Origin of the sequence: Aeromicrobium flavum (assembly GCF_007992115.1) — a bacterium.
GTDB classification, from domain to species: domain Bacteria; phylum Actinomycetota; class Actinomycetes; order Propionibacteriales; family Nocardioidaceae; genus Aeromicrobium; species Aeromicrobium flavum.
The window spans coordinates 252,475-266,973 of sequence record NZ_BJZQ01000002.1; the positions used below are offsets into that span (position 1 = coordinate 252,475).

Genomic DNA, 14,499 nt, shown 5'->3' on the forward strand with positions numbered 1-14,499 from the left:
CCCCCAACCTGTGCGTCTTGCGCATACTGTGCGTCGCACAGTAACGTGTGATCCATGGACGAGTTGACCCAGCAGCACCTGCAGGAGCTGCGCCGCGGCACGGTCGTGCTGGCGTCCCTGCTGACCCTGCGCACCCCGGGCTACGGCTACGGGCTGCTGGAGTCGCTGGCCGCGGCCGGCATCGCGGTGGACGGCAACACGCTCTACCCGCTGCTGCGCCGCCTCGAGAAGCAGGGACTGCTGACCAGCGAGTGGAACACCGAGGACGCCAGGCCGCGGAAGTTCTACCGGACCAGCGCCGAGGGCGAGCGGTTGATCGACGCCCTGCTGACCGACTGGCACGAGATCGACGCCGCCCTGGGGCGGCTGACCGACGGAGGAACCCGATGACGACGACGCTGACCGACCGCTACGTCCACGCCGCCACCCGCTGGATGCCCGGACGGGTCCGACACGAGGTCGAGGCCGAGCTGCGCGAGCGGATCGAGGACACCGTCGAGGCGCAGGGCGGGCGGCCCGAGGCCGAGCGCGAGGCCCTCGAGATCCTCGGCGACCCGCTGCGCATCGGGGTCGAGTACATCGGTCGCGAGCCCGCTCTGCTCGGACCGCGGATGTTCTTCCCGTGGCTGCGCCTCACCGCTCTGCTCGTGGTCACCGTCGCGCCGATCGTCGCCGCGATCACGATGACCGTCGGCGCTTTCGAGGGCGACTCCGTGGGCGCCATCATCGGCGGCGGGGTCTGGACGCTGCTCGAGATGGTCGTGCACCTGGTCTTCTGGACCACGCTGGTCTTCGTCGTCCTGGACTGGACCGGGATCAGCGCACCGTCGGACGCGGACACCTGGTCGGTCGACCAGTTGCCCGACCCCAGGGCCGGCACCGGGCTGGGCGACCTCGTCGCCGCCGGCGTCTTCCTGCCGTTCTTCGCCGCGCTGCTGGTGTGGCAGCACGTCTCCCCGCCGTTCGTCGAGGACGGCGACCGGCTCGCGGTACTCGACCCCGACCTGTGGTCGTGGTACCTGCCGCTCGTGCTGGTGACGCTCGCGCTCGAGCTCGCACACGCGGTGTGGGTCTACCGCCGTGGCTGGACCTGGCCGGCGGCCTGGGCGAACCTCGGGTTGACCCTGCTCTTCGCCGTGCCGACCATCGCGCTGCTGCTGGACGGGTCGATCGTCAACCCCGAGCTGGTCGCGCACTTCGACTGGGACCCCGCCGTGGTGGAGCAGGTCCTGCGCGGGATCGCGGTCGGCGTGGGCCTGGTCAGCGCCTGGGAGGCCTTCGACGGCTTCCGCAAGGCACAGGCCGCCGGCTGAGGGGCGCGGGGCGTCAGTAGCCGGAGCCGCGCGTCTGGGCCAGGTACACCAGGGCCGCGACCGTGCCGAGCAACGGCAGGATGCTGATCGGGTCGCGGAAGACGACGTCGACGAAGATCGACAACGGCAGGATGATCAGCCAGACGTTCTTGGGGAGCGTGCCGGCCATCTCGAAGTCGTAGGGCTTGCGGCGGACGCAGTCGACCAGGGCGAACACCTTGGTGCACAGCAGCAGCCACCAGATCACCGGGGTCACGAAAACCATGGAGGGAAGACTACGGTGGGCACCACCCGAAGGTGATGCCCACCGTGGATTCGGTGCGAACCGAGCGTCAGGACGTGGCCTTCTTCGCGGCGGTCGTCTTCTTCGCGGGAGCCTTCTTGGCCGGCGCCTTCTTGGCCGTCGTGCTCGTCGTGGCCTTCTTCGCGGCCGGGGCCTTCTTCGCGGCGGTCGACTTCGTGGTCGAGGCCTTCTTCGCGGCCGGGGCCTTCTTGGCGGTGGTGGACTTCGCCGCCGGGGCCTTCGTGGCCGGCGCCTTGGTCGCGGAGCCCGCCGGCGCGGTGGCCTTGCGGATCCGGGCCGAGCTGGCGAACGACGCCGCGGCGGCACCGGCGGTGCCGGTGGCGTCCTCGACGGCCTCGGCGGCCTTGCCGGTGAGGTTCTCGGCCTTGGCGGTCAGCTCGTCGATGACCTCCTCGGCCTTCTCCTTGAGGTCGTCGACCAGGTCGTCGGCCTTCTCGCGGAAGTCGTCGACCGCGCTCTTGAGGTCGTCGACCTTGGCGTCGGCGACCTTGCCGCGCAGCTCGGCGACGAAGACCTCGGCCCGCCCGGCGAAGTCCTCCGCGGCGGCCTTGACGTCGTCGACGGTCAGGCCCTTGGCCAGGCCGACGAGGTCGTCGCTCTTCTTGACGAGGTCGGAGTAGGCGGCCGTGGCCGAGCCGAGCGCGGTCTGCGCCAGGGTCTCGGCCTTCTTCTGCAGGCCGGCCACGTCGATGCCCTTGACGGACGCGGGCAGGGCGCGGATGTCGTCCAGGACGGACTTGATCTGGGCGTTGATGGTGTCGGTGATGCTCATGGTCTCTCCTCGAGGTCTGCGGTTCCGACGAACGAACGGTAGATGTCCCGCAGCGCCGCCTTCTGGCGTGCGGTCAACCGCGGATCGCGGTCGATGACGTCCTCGACCAGGTACGCTCCCGACTGCTCGGCATCGAGGATGCCGGCGCGGACGTAGAGCGACTCGGCCGAGATCCTCAGTGCCTTCGCGATCTGCTGCAGCACCTCGGCGGACGGTTTGCGCAAGCCACGTTCGATCTGGCTGAGGTACGGGTTCGAGACGTCCGCGAGCTCGGCCAGCTGTCGAAGTGACATCTGCGCCTGGGTGCGCTGGTCGCGCAGGTACTCGCCGAGCGACCCCATGGCCGACCCGACCGCATCTGGCATGTTCAGCTTCCCCATGCCTCCAGCGTGCTTGCAAAAGTTAGCAAATGCAAGCAAGTGTGATGCACCGGACACGCTGCCCGGAAGCGGTGCAACCGCGGGTTAGCCTGTGGACGCCGATAGTGCTCCCGGGCGGCGCCCTTCCCTTTCCCAGTCCGGCCCCATGACTGCCACGATGTACCGTCGCGCCCTGCTGGCGCTCGCCCTCACCGGCACCCTCCTGATCGCCCCGGCCACGAGCGCCGAAGCCGCCGGCAAGCGGCCCGCCAAGATCACGAAGATCCGCTCCGCGACGACCACCACCACCTTGCGCATCGCCTGGAAGCGCCCGAAGCGCGCCACGGTCTTCGCCGTCTGCGTCAAGACCGCGCCGAAGTCCCGGCGCTGCGTCCGCAAGGTCCGCACCCGCAAGACCTCGGTCACGTTCCGCCGGCTCGCGCCCAACTCCGGGCACGACTTCTACTTCCGGGTCACGCCCTACCGCGGCCGCAAGCACGCGACCCCGACCAGGTGGAAGCGGGCCGACCTCCGCGTCGCCCGCGGCACGGCCAACCGCGCCACCGGCGGGCGCGGCCACTACCTCAACTACGTGTGGTCACGCACCAGGAACGCGAGCGGCTACCAGTTCCAGCTCGCGACCAGCCGCGACTTCCGCTCCGGCGTGCGCACCACCGGCCGGTCCGGCCTCCGGGCGACGGTCACCGGTCTCAACGGCGGCATGACCTACTTCGCCCGCGTCCGGGGCACGAACGGCACGGTCAAGGGCGCGTGGGGCCCGGTCTCGCAGGTCAAGCTGGCGCCCGTGCCGGTGCGGGCCACGGTCGCCACATACAACCTGTGCGGCGAGGACAAGTGCCGCCCCGGGAACGACGCCTGGTTCCTGCAGAACGTCCCGCCGTGGGCCGTCCGCAAGCCCCTCGCCGGCGCCGTCGTGCGATCGGCGACCCCCGACATCGTCGCCACGCAGGAGTCGGGCACGAAGACGGCGTTCCACACCGAGCTGCCGGGCTTCACGCGCGGTGCCTCCAAGAGCGCCAAGACCATCTACTTCCGCTCCTCGCGCTTCGCCGCGGTCGACGGCGGCTGGTTCGCGCTCGACGCCGACCGCAAGCGCTACGCCACGTGGAACGTGCTGCGCGACCGCAGCGCCGGCACCGCGTTCTTCGTCGCGAACGTCCACCTCGAGCCGCACAAGGGTGCCGCCCGCGACATCCTGCGCGACCAGCAGACCGCTCGCCTCGTCTCCAAGGTCAGGGCGCGCAACGTGCACGGCCTGCCGGTCGTTTGGGCCGGCGACTGGAACTCGAACGCCTCGAACGCGAACCAGGCCAACTACCCGGGCGGCTTCGACGCCCCGAGGGAGCGCTTCGCGCGCCTGGGCGTCGTGAACTCGCTCGACCGCACGACGGACGCCATCAACGCCGTCCTCAACAGTGCCAACGGCGGCGTGCCGACGCCCAAGGCGCACGGCCACCACGTCGACGCGATCTACGTCCCGCTGACCGGGATCGCGGTGGAATCGTGGTCCATGCCGGCCAACGTCATCGACACCCAGGACGGCCGCCAGTACGCGACCCCGTTCCCGTCGGACCACAATCCCGTCGTCGCGAAGCTGGTCCTCGCGACCCCGTAGGATGCGGGCGTGCCCGGTCTTTTTCGCTCCTTGTGCCTCCTCGGCGCGGGGGTCGTGCTGACCGCGGGCGCCGCGGTCATGGCCGCCACCACCGATCCCGACGGTCACGGCCCCGTCGTCGCGCTCGCCGGGGTCGAGTCGCCCTATCTGAAGGTGGTCTCGGTCGACGTCGACCCGCGCCAGGTGTCGCTGGCCTGGGCGGGCAACGGGAGCCAGTACCGGGTGTCCCTGGGCGACGACCTCGCCCGGCCCGCCCGCACCGTCCTGACCACCGAGCCCGAGGCCGTGCTGCGCGCACCGGAGGCCGCCGACCCGAAGGGCCGCGTCGCCTACCGGGTCGAGGCCGTCGAGGACGGCGCCACCGCGCTCGCGGTCGAGGGCACGGTCACGCTGCTGCCCGACGTCCCGCCCCGACCGAAGGTCAAGCGCACGGCGCCCGAGGGCGCGGTCGTGACGTGGAAGCCGGCCGACTACGCCACCACCTACGACGTCGCCGTGTCCCGCACGAAGGGCGAGCTGCCCGAGCAGGTGCGACGCCTCGCCCGGGGCGGCACCGCGTTCGCCACGTCGTCCCTCAAGCCCGAGAGCACGTACTGGCTGCGCGTCCGCGCCGTGGGCGAGGCCGGCGTCAGCGCGTTCGGTCCCCCGGTTCGGATCACCACGCCCCCGGCCGACTCGGAGCTCTCGATCGGGTCGTGGAACATCTGCGCCGAGGCGTGCGACGGCTTCGGCGGGCGCGTCGGCGCCCAGGCCGCCCAGGTCCACGAGTCCGGCGTCGACATCATGGCCCTTCAGGAGGCCGGCGGTGGGCGCGTCGGTCCCACCACACGCGCGGCCTTCAGCGGCGGGCCCCGCAAGCTCGTCATGGCCGACGGCGGTGGCAACTCCCGCTACATCCTCTACTCGTCGGAGAAGTTCGAGCAGGTCGCCGGCGGGCGCTGGGCGCTCGGGCACGGCCGCTGGGCCGCCTGGGCCCGGCTCGTCGACCGCGAGACCGAGCGCCCGTTCGTCGTCGTCAGCGTCCACCTGCTCAGCGGTCACCAGAAGACCGGTCAGCGCGCCTCCGAGATGCGCACGCTGATGGGCGCGCTGGCCGGGATCAACCCCGACCGCGATCCCGTCGTGATGGCGGGCGACTTCAACTCCGGCACGCACCGCCGGGGCGACTCCGTCGGCCCGATCGTCCGCGCCGGCGGGTACCGCGACACGGTCGAGGTCGCCGAGGACACCGAGAACGCGCAGGTCAACACCGGCAGCCGGCGCGGCGACCGGGCGATCGTGTCCCACGACCACGTCGACCACATCTACGTCTCCGACGCCTGGGCCGTCCCGGCGTGGAAGCAGTGGGCCGCGCTCGCGGGCACCACCTACGTGGGTCGGTGGCTGTCCGACCACAACATGATCGTCGCCACGCTCGGCCTCGAGCGCGACGAGGACGATGCCGTCACGAAGCCCACCGAGGTGACGAAGGTGCCCGTGGAGATCCCTGAGGACGTCGATCCGGGCACGGTCAACTGACGACCGTGCGGGGACTTTTTGGACGAAGGATGTGACTGGAGGGACGCCTGCGGCTTAGGCTCTCGTCCATGCGCCTTCGTCTGCTGGGCTGTGCCCTGATCGCCGTGCTCACCGCGGCCATGCTCGGCACCCCTGCGGACGCGGCTTCGAAGAAGCCCGGCACGGTCGGCCTGGTGTCGGTCACCGGCGCCTCGACGTACGCCTCCGGTGGCAAGCAGTATGCCAAGGTCAAGCTCGCCTGGCCTCGCGCCACGCGGGCGAAGAAGTACCAGGTCTTCGTCGCGTACTCCCGCGAGAAGGTCTCCCAGGTCACCCGGCCGCGCGCCACCGTGAAGTCCCCGAAGGCCACGATCACGAAGCTCAAGCGGAACCGCACCTACTGGTTCCAGGTCCGCGCCGTGAACGGCAAGAGCGCCGGCAAGCGATCGGCGCGCATCGCGCGCGTGACGCCCACGGCGTCCGCCAGCCTCGACACGCAGCGCCACCCGGCCTACCGGCTGATGAGCTACAACGTCTGCTCCAACGCGTGCAGCCGGTGGCAGACGCGCCTGCCGCTGGTCGTCAGCGAGGTGCAGCGGCTCCGGCCCGACGTCCTGGCGGTGCAGGAGGCCAGCCAGTGGCGCGGCGCGGTCATCCCCGGCTACACCGAGACGCTCGGCGGCAAGGACAACCGGATCTTCTACCGCACCGCGGCGTTCGAGCAGGTCCAGCAGGAGCTGCCGCCCGAGCAGGAGTCGGCCGAGTGCCCGGTGATGCGCGACTCCCGCAACCGCGTGCTGCGCGACGACGAGGGAGAGCCGGTGCCCGTCGACCCGTGCGTCCTGCCGCTCGACGGCATCACCGACCCTCCGGGCAAGGCCGCACCGTGGGCCATGCTGCGGCACCGAGCCAGCGGCCAGGAGGTCCTGTTCGTCGGCGCGCACCTGCTCACCGGCAGCTCGAACGCCAATGCGCGCTACCGCGCCTCCCAGGCGAACGACATCTTCACCCAACTGCAGGCCCAGCTCGACTGGTGGGGCCGCAGCTTCGCCCGCACGCCGATCGTCGTCCTGGGCGACTTCAACACCAACCGCAGCCGGTCGAACCACGCCCTCGTGGAGACCGCGATGAAACGATTCGGGTTCTGGGACAGCTACGAGCAGGCCCAGTCCCTGTCGCGCCAGCACATGAACACGGCCAACCCGAAGTGGCTCACGAAGCCGGTCATCGGCGTGACGTGGGGCGACCACGTCGACAAGGTGTGGGTCCGTCCCGGTCGCACCCGCGTCCTGTCGTGGACCAACGCGGGCAAGATGGCCGGCGGCCGCTTCGTCGCCCCGCTGCCGTCGGACCACCACCCGCTGCTGGTGCGCGCGCAGGTCTCCTGAGACCCGAGCCCGCCACCAGACAGCGGAGGACGGTCAGTCCTTCTTGTGCCGGGGCTTCTTGTCCTTGCCGGCGGGCTTGGAGGAGGACTTCTCCGAGGACTTGGCGTACCTGCCCGCGGGCTTGGTGTACGGCTTCTTGCGCTCGCCGCCGGGACGGCCCGCATCGGGCTGCAGGTCGATCTTGCGACCCGAGATGCGCGTGCCCGAGAGGGCGTCGAACACGGCGTCGGGCAGGTCGGCGGGCAGCTCCACGAGCGTGTGCTCGATGCCGATCGTGATCTTGCCGAAGTCCGAGCGCTTGAGCCCGCCCTCGTTCGCCAGCGCGCCCACGACCATCGAGGGCCGGATCTTGTGGCGCTTGCCCACCGCGAGGCGGTAGACCGCCATGCCGTCGGACGAGGGCCGCTCGGTGCGCTCACGCGGCTCGCGCCTCTCGCGCGGCTCGCGCTTCTCCTGCGGCGGGTCGGGACGCAGGAAGAACTCCTTGTCGTCCTGGCTCATCACGGCCAGGGCGGCGGCGATGTCGGTCATGTCGACGTCGTGCTGCTGGGCGTACTGCTCGACCAGCTCCTTGTAGCTGCTGAACTGCGGGTTGCCCATCGCGGTGGTGATCGAGCCGGCGAACCGGTCGGCACGCTTGGCGTTGACCTCGTCGGGGGTCGGCACGGCCATCTGCTCGACCGTGCGGCCCGAGACCCGCTCGAGGGACTTGAGCATGCCGCGCTCGCGCGGGGTGACGAAGACGATCGCGTCGCCCGAGCGGCCGGCGCGGCCCGTGCGGCCGATGCGGTGCACGTACGCCTCGGGGTCGTGCGGGATGTCGTAGTTGACGACGTGCGTGATCCGGTCGACGTCGAGGCCGCGAGCGGCGACGTCGGTGGCGACCACGATGTCGATGACACCGCTCTTGAGCTGGCCGACGGTGCGCTCGCGCTGGGCCTGGGCAAGGTCGCCGTTGAGGGCGGCCACGGTGTAGCCGCGGCTGCGCAGCTTCTCGGCGAGCTCCTCGGTGGCCGACTTCGTGCGCACGAAGATCAGCATGGCGTCGCCCTGCTCGACCTCGAGCACCCGCGTCAGCGCGTCGAGCTTGTTGTGGTGCGAGACCGGCATCCAGCGCTGGCGCACGTTCGTCGTGCTGCGCGTGGCCTGCGGGGTGGAGATGTCCTGCGGGTCGTGCAGGTAGCGCTTGGCCAGACGGCGGATGCCGGGCGGCATGGTGGCCGAGAACAGGGCGACCTGCTTGTACTCGGGGGTGTCGGCCAGGATCCGCTCGACGTCCTCGGCGAAGCCCATGTTGAGCATCTCGTCGGCCTCGTCCAGGACGAGCATCTCCAGGGCCGAGAGGTCGAGCGAGCCGCGCTCGAGGTGATCGATGACGCGACCGGGGGTGCCGACGACGACCTGCGCGCCGCGCTTGAGTCCCGACAGCTGCGCGCCGTAGCTCTGGCCGCCGTACACCGGCAGGACCTTCAGCCCGGTGCCGGAGGAGTAGCTCTGGATCGCCTCGCTGACCTGCAGCGCCAGCTCACGCGTGGGTGCCAGGACGAGGGCCTGCGTCTTGCTCGAGCCGGGATCGAGGCGCTGCACCATCGGCAGCGCGAACGCCGCGGTCTTGCCGGTGCCGGTCTGGGCCAGGCCCACGACGTCACCGCCCTTGAGCAGGGCCGGGATGGCCTGGCCCTGGATCGGGCTGGGCGTCTCGTACCCGAGGGCACGGACGACCTGGACGAGCGACTCGTCGAGGCCGAGGTCGTCGAACGAGAGCGGGGTGGGCGTGGGGTCTTCGGTCATCAGAGGTTCAATCCGGCCCGCACGTGCAGGCCTGCGTCGGGGTCGACGATCGGCTCCTGCGCGGCGGCGACGCCGTCGGCCAGGAGCGTCGCGTCCACCGGAGTGTTGCGCTTCAGGAGAGCCAGGGCGATGGGCCCCAGCTCGTGGTGCCGGGCGGCGCTGCCGACCTGTCCGACGACCTTGCCGTCGTGCAGGACGTCGGCGCCGTGCGGGGGCAGGTGGTCGACGGAGCCGTCGAGGTGCAGCAGGGTCAGCCGGCGCGGCGGCCGACCGAGGTTGTGGACGCGCGCCACCGTCTCCTGGCCGCGGTAGCAGCCCTTGTCGAGGTGGACGGCCGAGCCGAGCAGGCCGACCTCGTTGGGGATGGTGCGCTCGTCGGTGTCGAGCCCGAACCGGGGACGGCCCGCGGCGATCCGCAGCGCCTCCCAGGCGAAGAGGCCGACCGGCGTGCCGGGGACGGTGGCGAGGTCGTCGACGAACTCGGTGACGAGGCCGTCGGCGTAGCGCCCCACGACGAAGCGGTCGTCGACCGCGGCGACCTCGACGCGCGACATGAAGCGCATCCGGTCGAGGAACGTGATCAGGGCGGCGCCGGCACCGGGCTCGGTGTGGGCCCAGAACGTCTCGCCGTCGTCGACGCCGCTGAAGTCGTGCTCGATGCGGCCCTGCGGCGACAGCAGCAGGACGTCGGTCCAGCGGCCGGCGGCCAGGCCCTCGAGGTACTGCGTGGTCAGCGAGTGCAGCCAGGTGAGTCGGTCCGGACCGGTGACCCGCAGGACGTCACGGTGCGAGAGGTCGACGAAGCCCTCGCCCGACAGCAGCGTGCGCTGCTCGGCCGCGAAGGACGAGCCGTAGTGCACCGCGACACCGGCGTCGAGGCCACCGTCGGCCTCGACCGCGCCCGGGCGGTCCAGCAGGGGGCTAGACACGCTCGAGCTTTCCCCACAGGTGCGACTGCATGGGCTGGCCCTCGGCGGCCATGTCGTAGGCGTACATCAACGCTCCCTCGACGAGGCCGTACATGCGCTGGCCGGCCGTGTACTCCTTGGCGGTGACCGTGCGGGCGACGACGTCGGTGGCCAGCGTGATGCGGGCCCCCTCGGTCTCGCCGTACCAGATCTCGGCGTAGCCGGTGGGGTGTGCGAGGACCAGCTCGACCTTGCCGTCCTCCGAGGGGCGCAGAAAGCCGGTCTCGAGCGCGCCGGGGCGCACCCGCTCGCCGGCGTCGTCGGTGATCCACGTGCGGCTGAAGTAGTGCAGGAAGGGCCGGCCGTCGTGCGCGAACACCACGTCCTGCTCGAAGCCGAAGGCGTCGATCGTGGGATATTCGCCGCGACCGTTGCCGTGCCAGGTCCCGAGGAGCCACGCCACCGGCATCAGATCGGGGTGCAGGTCGCTGGGGATCTGGAAGGCCATGGGTTCCATGCTATCGGCCGGGCACGACGCCGCCGCTACGCTCCTGCCATGCGTGCAGTGGTGCAACGGGCGAGCCGCGCCGAGGTGCGCGTCGCCGACGAGGTCGTGGGCCGGCTCGACGGCCCGGGGCTGGTGGTGCTGGTGGGGGTCGCGCACGGCGACACGGCCGACGACGCCCGGCGCCTGGCGACCAAGATCGTGCGGCTGCGCATCATGGCCGGCGAGCAGTCGGTCGACGAGACCGGCGGCGGCGTCCTGGCGATCAGCCAGTTCACGCTCCACGCCGACACCCGCAAGGGCCGACGTCCGTCGTGGGGCGCCGCGGCGCCCGGCCCGGTCGCCGAGCCGTTGTACGAGGCGTTCTGCGCCGCGGTCCAGGAGGCCGGCGTGCCCGTCGCGCGCGGCGTGTTCGGCGCCGACATGGCGGTCGAGCTGGTCAACGACGGACCCGTGACGATCACGCTGGAATCCTGAGGGCCCTCTCAGCATGGAACGCCATACTGGGAAGGTTGATCGACGACGAGGAGAGCCCTGGTGAGCGACGCCCCCGAACCGGTCCGGAAGCCCGGATCGCGTGCGTCGAACCGTCGTTCCTTCCGCCAGCGGCACCCGGCCGTGGTGTGGTCGGTCGTGCTGATCGTCCTGCTGCCGCTCGTGGGCGGCGCCGCGTACGCCTGGAACCTCAAGCGCCAGCTCGACGACGTCGAGACCGTCCGGCTCAACGCGAAGAACGCGCCGGACCCCGACGAGGGCCGGGCGCTCAACATCCTGCTGCTCGGGTCGGACAAGGGTGAGCCCAGGAAGGGCCAGCCCCAGGGCACGACGATCGCCGAGGACGCCGCCTCCGGTGACTGGCCCGTCGGCAAGTACCGCAGCGACACCCTGATGATCGTGCACATCCCGGCCGACCGGAAGAAGGTCTACCTGGTCTCGGTCCCGCGTGACTCCTTCGTGCCGGTCTACGACGCGAAGGGCCGGACCGACCACTCCGAGAAGATCAATGCGGCGTTCAGCGCCGGAGGTCCGCTCGCCACCATCAACACGGTCGAGAAGCTCACCGGCCTGCGGATGGACCACCTGACGATCATCGACTGGGCCGGGTTCAAGGACCTCTCGAGCGCCGTCGGTGGCGTCGAGGTCACCATCCCGCGGTCCTTCTACGACCCCCAGCAGAAGGTCCAGTGGAACGCGGGCCGGCAGACGCTCGAGGGGAACAAGGCGCTGCAGTACGTGCGCACCCGGTACGGGCTGGCCGGCGGCGACTTCGACCGCATCAAGCGCCAGCAGAACTTCATGCGGTCGCTGATGGGCAAGATGCTCAGCTCGGGAGTGACCTCGAACCCCCGCAAGCTCACCCGGACGGTCTCGGCCCTGACGGACAACCTGACGGTCGACGAGGGCTGGTCGGGCACCGCGATGGCCAAGCTGGCGCTGTCCCTGCGCGGCATCACGACCGACGACGTCACCTTCATGACGGCTCCGGTGCAGGGCACCGACACCGACCCGACCTACGGCAGCATCGTCGTCCTGCAGGAGGACAAGCTGGAGGAGCTGTTCGACGCGCTCGGCGACGACACCATGCGCGCCTACCTCGAGAAGTACCCCGACGACGTCCTGCCGGACGCCGAAGAGGTCTCCTGACCGATCACCCGCGGCGGTTCCACTCGATCGCCGGGCAGGTGTCCATCACCATCGGCACGCCGGCGGCGATCGTGCGATCGAAGGCGGCCACGTCGATCACGCCGAGCTGGAACCACACGGCCTTCGCACCGACCTGCACCGCCTGGTCGGCGAACGGGCCGGCCTGCTCGGAGCGCCGGAAGACGTCCACGACGTCGATCGGGAACGGCACGTCGGCGAGCGTCGCGTAGCCCTGCTCCCCCAGCACGACCGGCGCGTCGGGGTGGACCGGGACGATGCGCTTGCCGCGGGCCTGCAGCAGCTGCGCGATCGAGTGGGCCGTGCGCGACGGGTTGTCCGACAGCCCGACGATCGCCCACGTCTGCAGGTCGTCCAGCATCAGCGACACGGCCTCGGGATCCTGCCAGGAGCTGCTCATGGCACGACCGTAGCGCCGTGGCGTCAGGCCCGCTTCTCGTCGCCGGGAAGCATCAGCTCGAACGTCGTCTGCGCGGCGTCGGTGAGTGTCAGGTAGCCGCCCAGGGTGGTGGTGAGGTCGGCGGCGATCGTCAGTCCCAGGCCGCCCTCGTCCCCGGCCTTGCTGCTGGTGCCGCGCTGGAAGATCTCGTTGCCGAAGTCGCGCCGGCCGGCGTCGGACACCACGATCGTGACGTACCGTCCGGCGTCGCGCGCCTGGACGCTGATCGGGCTGGTGCCGTGGGTGCACGCGTTCTCGATGAGCACGTCCAGGACCTGCACGACCGGACCGGGCACCACGCGCGCGGTCACGGCGCCGGCGTCGACGTGCCGCACCTGGTGGCCCGCCGCCTCGACCGTGGGACGCCAGCGGTCGACGACGTCGGCCACGAGATCGTTGAGGTCGACCTCGACCGCGTCGCCGAGGCGGTGCCCGCGCGCGAGCCCGAGCATCTCGTCGATGGCGCTGCTCAGCCGGTCGAGCTCGGGCAGGTAGCGGTTCAGCTCCTCGGCGATCTCGGGCGGCGTCTGGGGCCACAGCGAGAGGTCCTCGAGCTCCAGGCGCAGCGCGGTGATCGGGGTGCGCAGCTGGTGGGACGCGTTGGCGGCGAACTCCCGCTCGCGCCGCACGAGCTCGGCGAGCCGGGCCGAGCTGCCGCGCAGGGCCTCGCCGATCGCCTCGGCCTCGGGAATGGAGTAGTGCGGCGGGTCGACGTCGAAGCGTCCGAGGCCGAGCTTGTCGGCGGCCTCGGCGAGCTCGTCGAACGGGCGAGACAGCCGCCGGGCCAGGACGTAGCCGAACCCGGCGGCGACCGCCGTCAGGCTCAGGCCGATCAGGATGAGCGGGACCAGGGCGTCGGAGATGCGCTGGTCGATGAGCTCGCGCGAGCGCGACAGGGTGAGTGCTCCGCCTCCCTTGAGCGAGCGCTCCTCGACGATGTCGTCACCGAGGTCGGGCGTCGGCCCCGCGACGACGGTGGCGCCGGCGGGCGAGCGGTACGTCAGGGTCTCGGCCTCGCTGAGGAACCCGGTCAGGAAGGCCTCGTCGACCGGGGCGCCGTTGCGCTGCCGTTCGACGACGACCGCGGCCAGCTGGTCGGCGGCGCGGTCGATCTTGCGCTCCTCATAGGTCGTGACGAGGTCGGCCAGCATGTACGCGCGCGGGATGCCGTAGAGCGCGAGCATCGCGATCGTCATGCCCACCAAGGTGGCGACGAGCCGCTCACGCACCGGGCTGGTCCTCCAGCCGGAACCCCACGCCGCGGACGTTGGCGATGTGCACCGGCGCGCCGGCGTCCTCCAGCTTCTGGCGCAGGCGGCCCACGGCGGCGTCGACCATCTTCGTCGAGCCGAACCAGTTCTCGTCCCACACCTCGCTGGTCAACCGCTCGCGGGTGACGACGGCGCCGCGCACCTCGTCGAGCAGGACCAGCACGTCGAACTCCTTGGACGTCACCGCGACCTCGGCGTCGTCCACCCAGATGCGCCGGGCGGCCACGTCGACCCGCAGGCCGGACGTGGCGGGGGCGGCGGCCAGGGGTGCCGCGGCCTCGACGGGGGCGCTGCGCCGCAGCAGCGCCCGCGCCCGTGCGAGGAGCTCGGCCAGGCCGAAGGGCTTGGCGAGGTAGTCGTCGGCCCCGACGTCCAGCCCGACCACGCGGTCGAGCTCACCGTCGCGGGCGGTAAGGATGATGATGCCGCCCTGGTACCCGCCCTCGCGGGCGCGGCGGCAGACATCGAGGCCGTCGATGTCGGGCAGGCCCAGGTCGAGGAGCACGAGATCGAGCGGCCCGGACGCGATGCGCTCGACCGCGGCGAGGCCCTCGGACACCCACTCGACGACGTAGCCCTCACGCTCGAGCGTGCGAACGAGCGGCGGGGCGATCTTGTCGTCGTCCTCGACGACCAGCACGTGGGTGGTCATGA

General features: G+C 71.3%; 16 protein-coding genes. 7 read left to right on the top strand and 9 right to left on the bottom strand.

All coding sequences use genetic code 11. The features are described 5' to 3' along the window. Positions 1 to 54 precede the first annotated feature (54 nt). On the top strand, positions 55 to 390 hold the full coding sequence (locus AFL01nite_RS15685; protein WP_146825921.1) for a PadR family transcriptional regulator: 336 nt from the start codon (positions 55 to 57) through the stop codon (positions 388 to 390). Beyond that, positions 387 to 1,313 (top strand): hypothetical protein, encoded by a 927-nt coding sequence (locus AFL01nite_RS04280; protein WP_146825922.1) that lies wholly within the window; start codon positions 387 to 389, stop codon positions 1,311 to 1,313. Before AFL01nite_RS15685 ends, AFL01nite_RS04280 begins: the two co-directional genes overlap by 4 nt. Before the next feature lie 13 nt (positions 1,314 to 1,326). Here the strand turns inward: AFL01nite_RS04280 and AFL01nite_RS04285 are convergent, their stop codons facing one another. From AFL01nite_RS04285 to AFL01nite_RS04295, 3 genes are all read right to left on the bottom strand, one after another. Beyond that, positions 1,327 to 1,578: a DUF2516 family protein gene (locus tag AFL01nite_RS04285; protein WP_146825923.1), complete on the bottom strand. Its 252-nt coding sequence runs from the start codon at positions 1,576 to 1,578 to the stop codon at positions 1,327 to 1,329. Between the two features lie 67 nt (positions 1,579 to 1,645). Further along, the gene (locus AFL01nite_RS15265; RefSeq protein ID WP_186813806.1) at positions 1,646 to 2,389 is read right to left on the bottom strand and encodes a hypothetical protein; all 744 of its coding nucleotides are present in this window, start codon (positions 2,387 to 2,389) and stop codon (positions 1,646 to 1,648) included. After that, positions 2,386 to 2,769: a helix-turn-helix domain-containing protein gene (locus tag AFL01nite_RS04295; RefSeq protein WP_186813807.1), complete on the bottom strand. Its 384-nt coding sequence runs from the start codon at positions 2,767 to 2,769 to the stop codon at positions 2,386 to 2,388. Before AFL01nite_RS04295 ends, AFL01nite_RS15265 begins: the two co-directional genes overlap by 4 nt. 145 nt (positions 2,770 to 2,914) lie before the next feature. Here AFL01nite_RS04295 and AFL01nite_RS04300 point away from each other — a divergent pair, with 145 nt between their 5' ends. From AFL01nite_RS04300 to AFL01nite_RS04310, 3 genes are all read left to right on the top strand, one after another. Continuing rightward, positions 2,915 to 4,384, top strand: a complete 1,470-nt coding sequence (locus AFL01nite_RS04300) for an exonuclease/endonuclease/phosphatase family protein (protein WP_146825924.1) — start codon at positions 2,915 to 2,917, stop codon at positions 4,382 to 4,384. A gap of 9 nt (positions 4,385 to 4,393) precedes the next feature. Beyond that, entirely contained in the window at positions 4,394 to 5,902 is a 1,509-nt protein-coding gene (locus tag AFL01nite_RS04305) for an endonuclease/exonuclease/phosphatase family protein (RefSeq protein WP_146825925.1), read from the top strand. Between the two features lie 68 nt (positions 5,903 to 5,970). Then, positions 5,971 to 7,269 (top strand): endonuclease/exonuclease/phosphatase family protein, encoded by a 1,299-nt coding sequence (locus AFL01nite_RS04310; protein WP_146825926.1) that lies wholly within the window; start codon positions 5,971 to 5,973, stop codon positions 7,267 to 7,269. Positions 7,270 to 7,302: 33 nt separating this feature from the next. Here the strand turns inward: AFL01nite_RS04310 and AFL01nite_RS04315 are convergent, their stop codons facing one another. The 3 genes from AFL01nite_RS04315 to AFL01nite_RS04325 are packed head-to-tail and all read right to left on the bottom strand — an operon-like array spanning position 7,303 to position 10,476. Further along, positions 7,303 to 9,060: a DEAD/DEAH box helicase gene (locus AFL01nite_RS04315; RefSeq protein ID WP_146825927.1), complete on the bottom strand. Its 1,758-nt coding sequence runs from the start codon at positions 9,058 to 9,060 to the stop codon at positions 7,303 to 7,305. Beyond that, positions 9,060 to 9,989, bottom strand: coding sequence for a CAF17-like 4Fe-4S cluster assembly/insertion protein YgfZ (gene ygfZ, locus AFL01nite_RS04320; protein ID WP_146825928.1), 930 nt, complete (start codon positions 9,987 to 9,989; stop codon positions 9,060 to 9,062). The genes AFL01nite_RS04315 and ygfZ overlap by 1 nt, the downstream gene beginning before the upstream one ends. Continuing rightward, positions 9,982 to 10,476: a heme-binding beta-barrel domain-containing protein gene (locus tag AFL01nite_RS04325; RefSeq protein ID WP_146825929.1), complete on the bottom strand. Its 495-nt coding sequence runs from the start codon at positions 10,474 to 10,476 to the stop codon at positions 9,982 to 9,984. Before AFL01nite_RS04325 ends, ygfZ begins: the two co-directional genes overlap by 8 nt. A gap of 48 nt (positions 10,477 to 10,524) precedes the next feature. On the opposite strand from AFL01nite_RS04325, the gene dtd reads away from it, so the two are divergent. Together dtd and AFL01nite_RS04335 are read left to right on the top strand one after the other, a co-directional pair. Continuing rightward, positions 10,525 to 10,950: a D-aminoacyl-tRNA deacylase gene (gene dtd, locus AFL01nite_RS04330; protein ID WP_146825930.1), complete on the top strand. Its 426-nt coding sequence runs from the start codon at positions 10,525 to 10,527 to the stop codon at positions 10,948 to 10,950. A 60-nt stretch (positions 10,951 to 11,010) separates the two neighbouring features. After that, positions 11,011 to 12,117, top strand: coding sequence for an LCP family protein (locus AFL01nite_RS04335; protein ID WP_146825931.1), 1,107 nt, complete (start codon positions 11,011 to 11,013; stop codon positions 12,115 to 12,117). Between the two features lie 4 nt (positions 12,118 to 12,121). Here the strand turns inward: AFL01nite_RS04335 and AFL01nite_RS04340 are convergent, their stop codons facing one another. From AFL01nite_RS04340 to AFL01nite_RS04350, 3 genes are read right to left on the bottom strand one after another with little or no spacing between them, the layout of a single operon-like run. Further along, positions 12,122 to 12,535 (bottom strand): CoA-binding protein, encoded by a 414-nt coding sequence (locus tag AFL01nite_RS04340; RefSeq protein ID WP_146825932.1) that lies wholly within the window; start codon positions 12,533 to 12,535, stop codon positions 12,122 to 12,124. A gap of 23 nt (positions 12,536 to 12,558) precedes the next feature. Then, positions 12,559 to 13,803, bottom strand: a complete 1,245-nt coding sequence (locus AFL01nite_RS04345) for an ATP-binding protein (RefSeq protein ID WP_146825933.1) — start codon at positions 13,801 to 13,803, stop codon at positions 12,559 to 12,561. Next, a complete protein-coding gene (locus tag AFL01nite_RS04350; protein WP_146825934.1) occupies positions 13,796 to 14,497 on the bottom strand; it encodes a response regulator transcription factor in 702 nt (233 codons plus the stop codon). The genes AFL01nite_RS04345 and AFL01nite_RS04350 overlap by 8 nt, the downstream gene beginning before the upstream one ends. Positions 14,498 to 14,499: the final 2 nt, after the last annotated feature.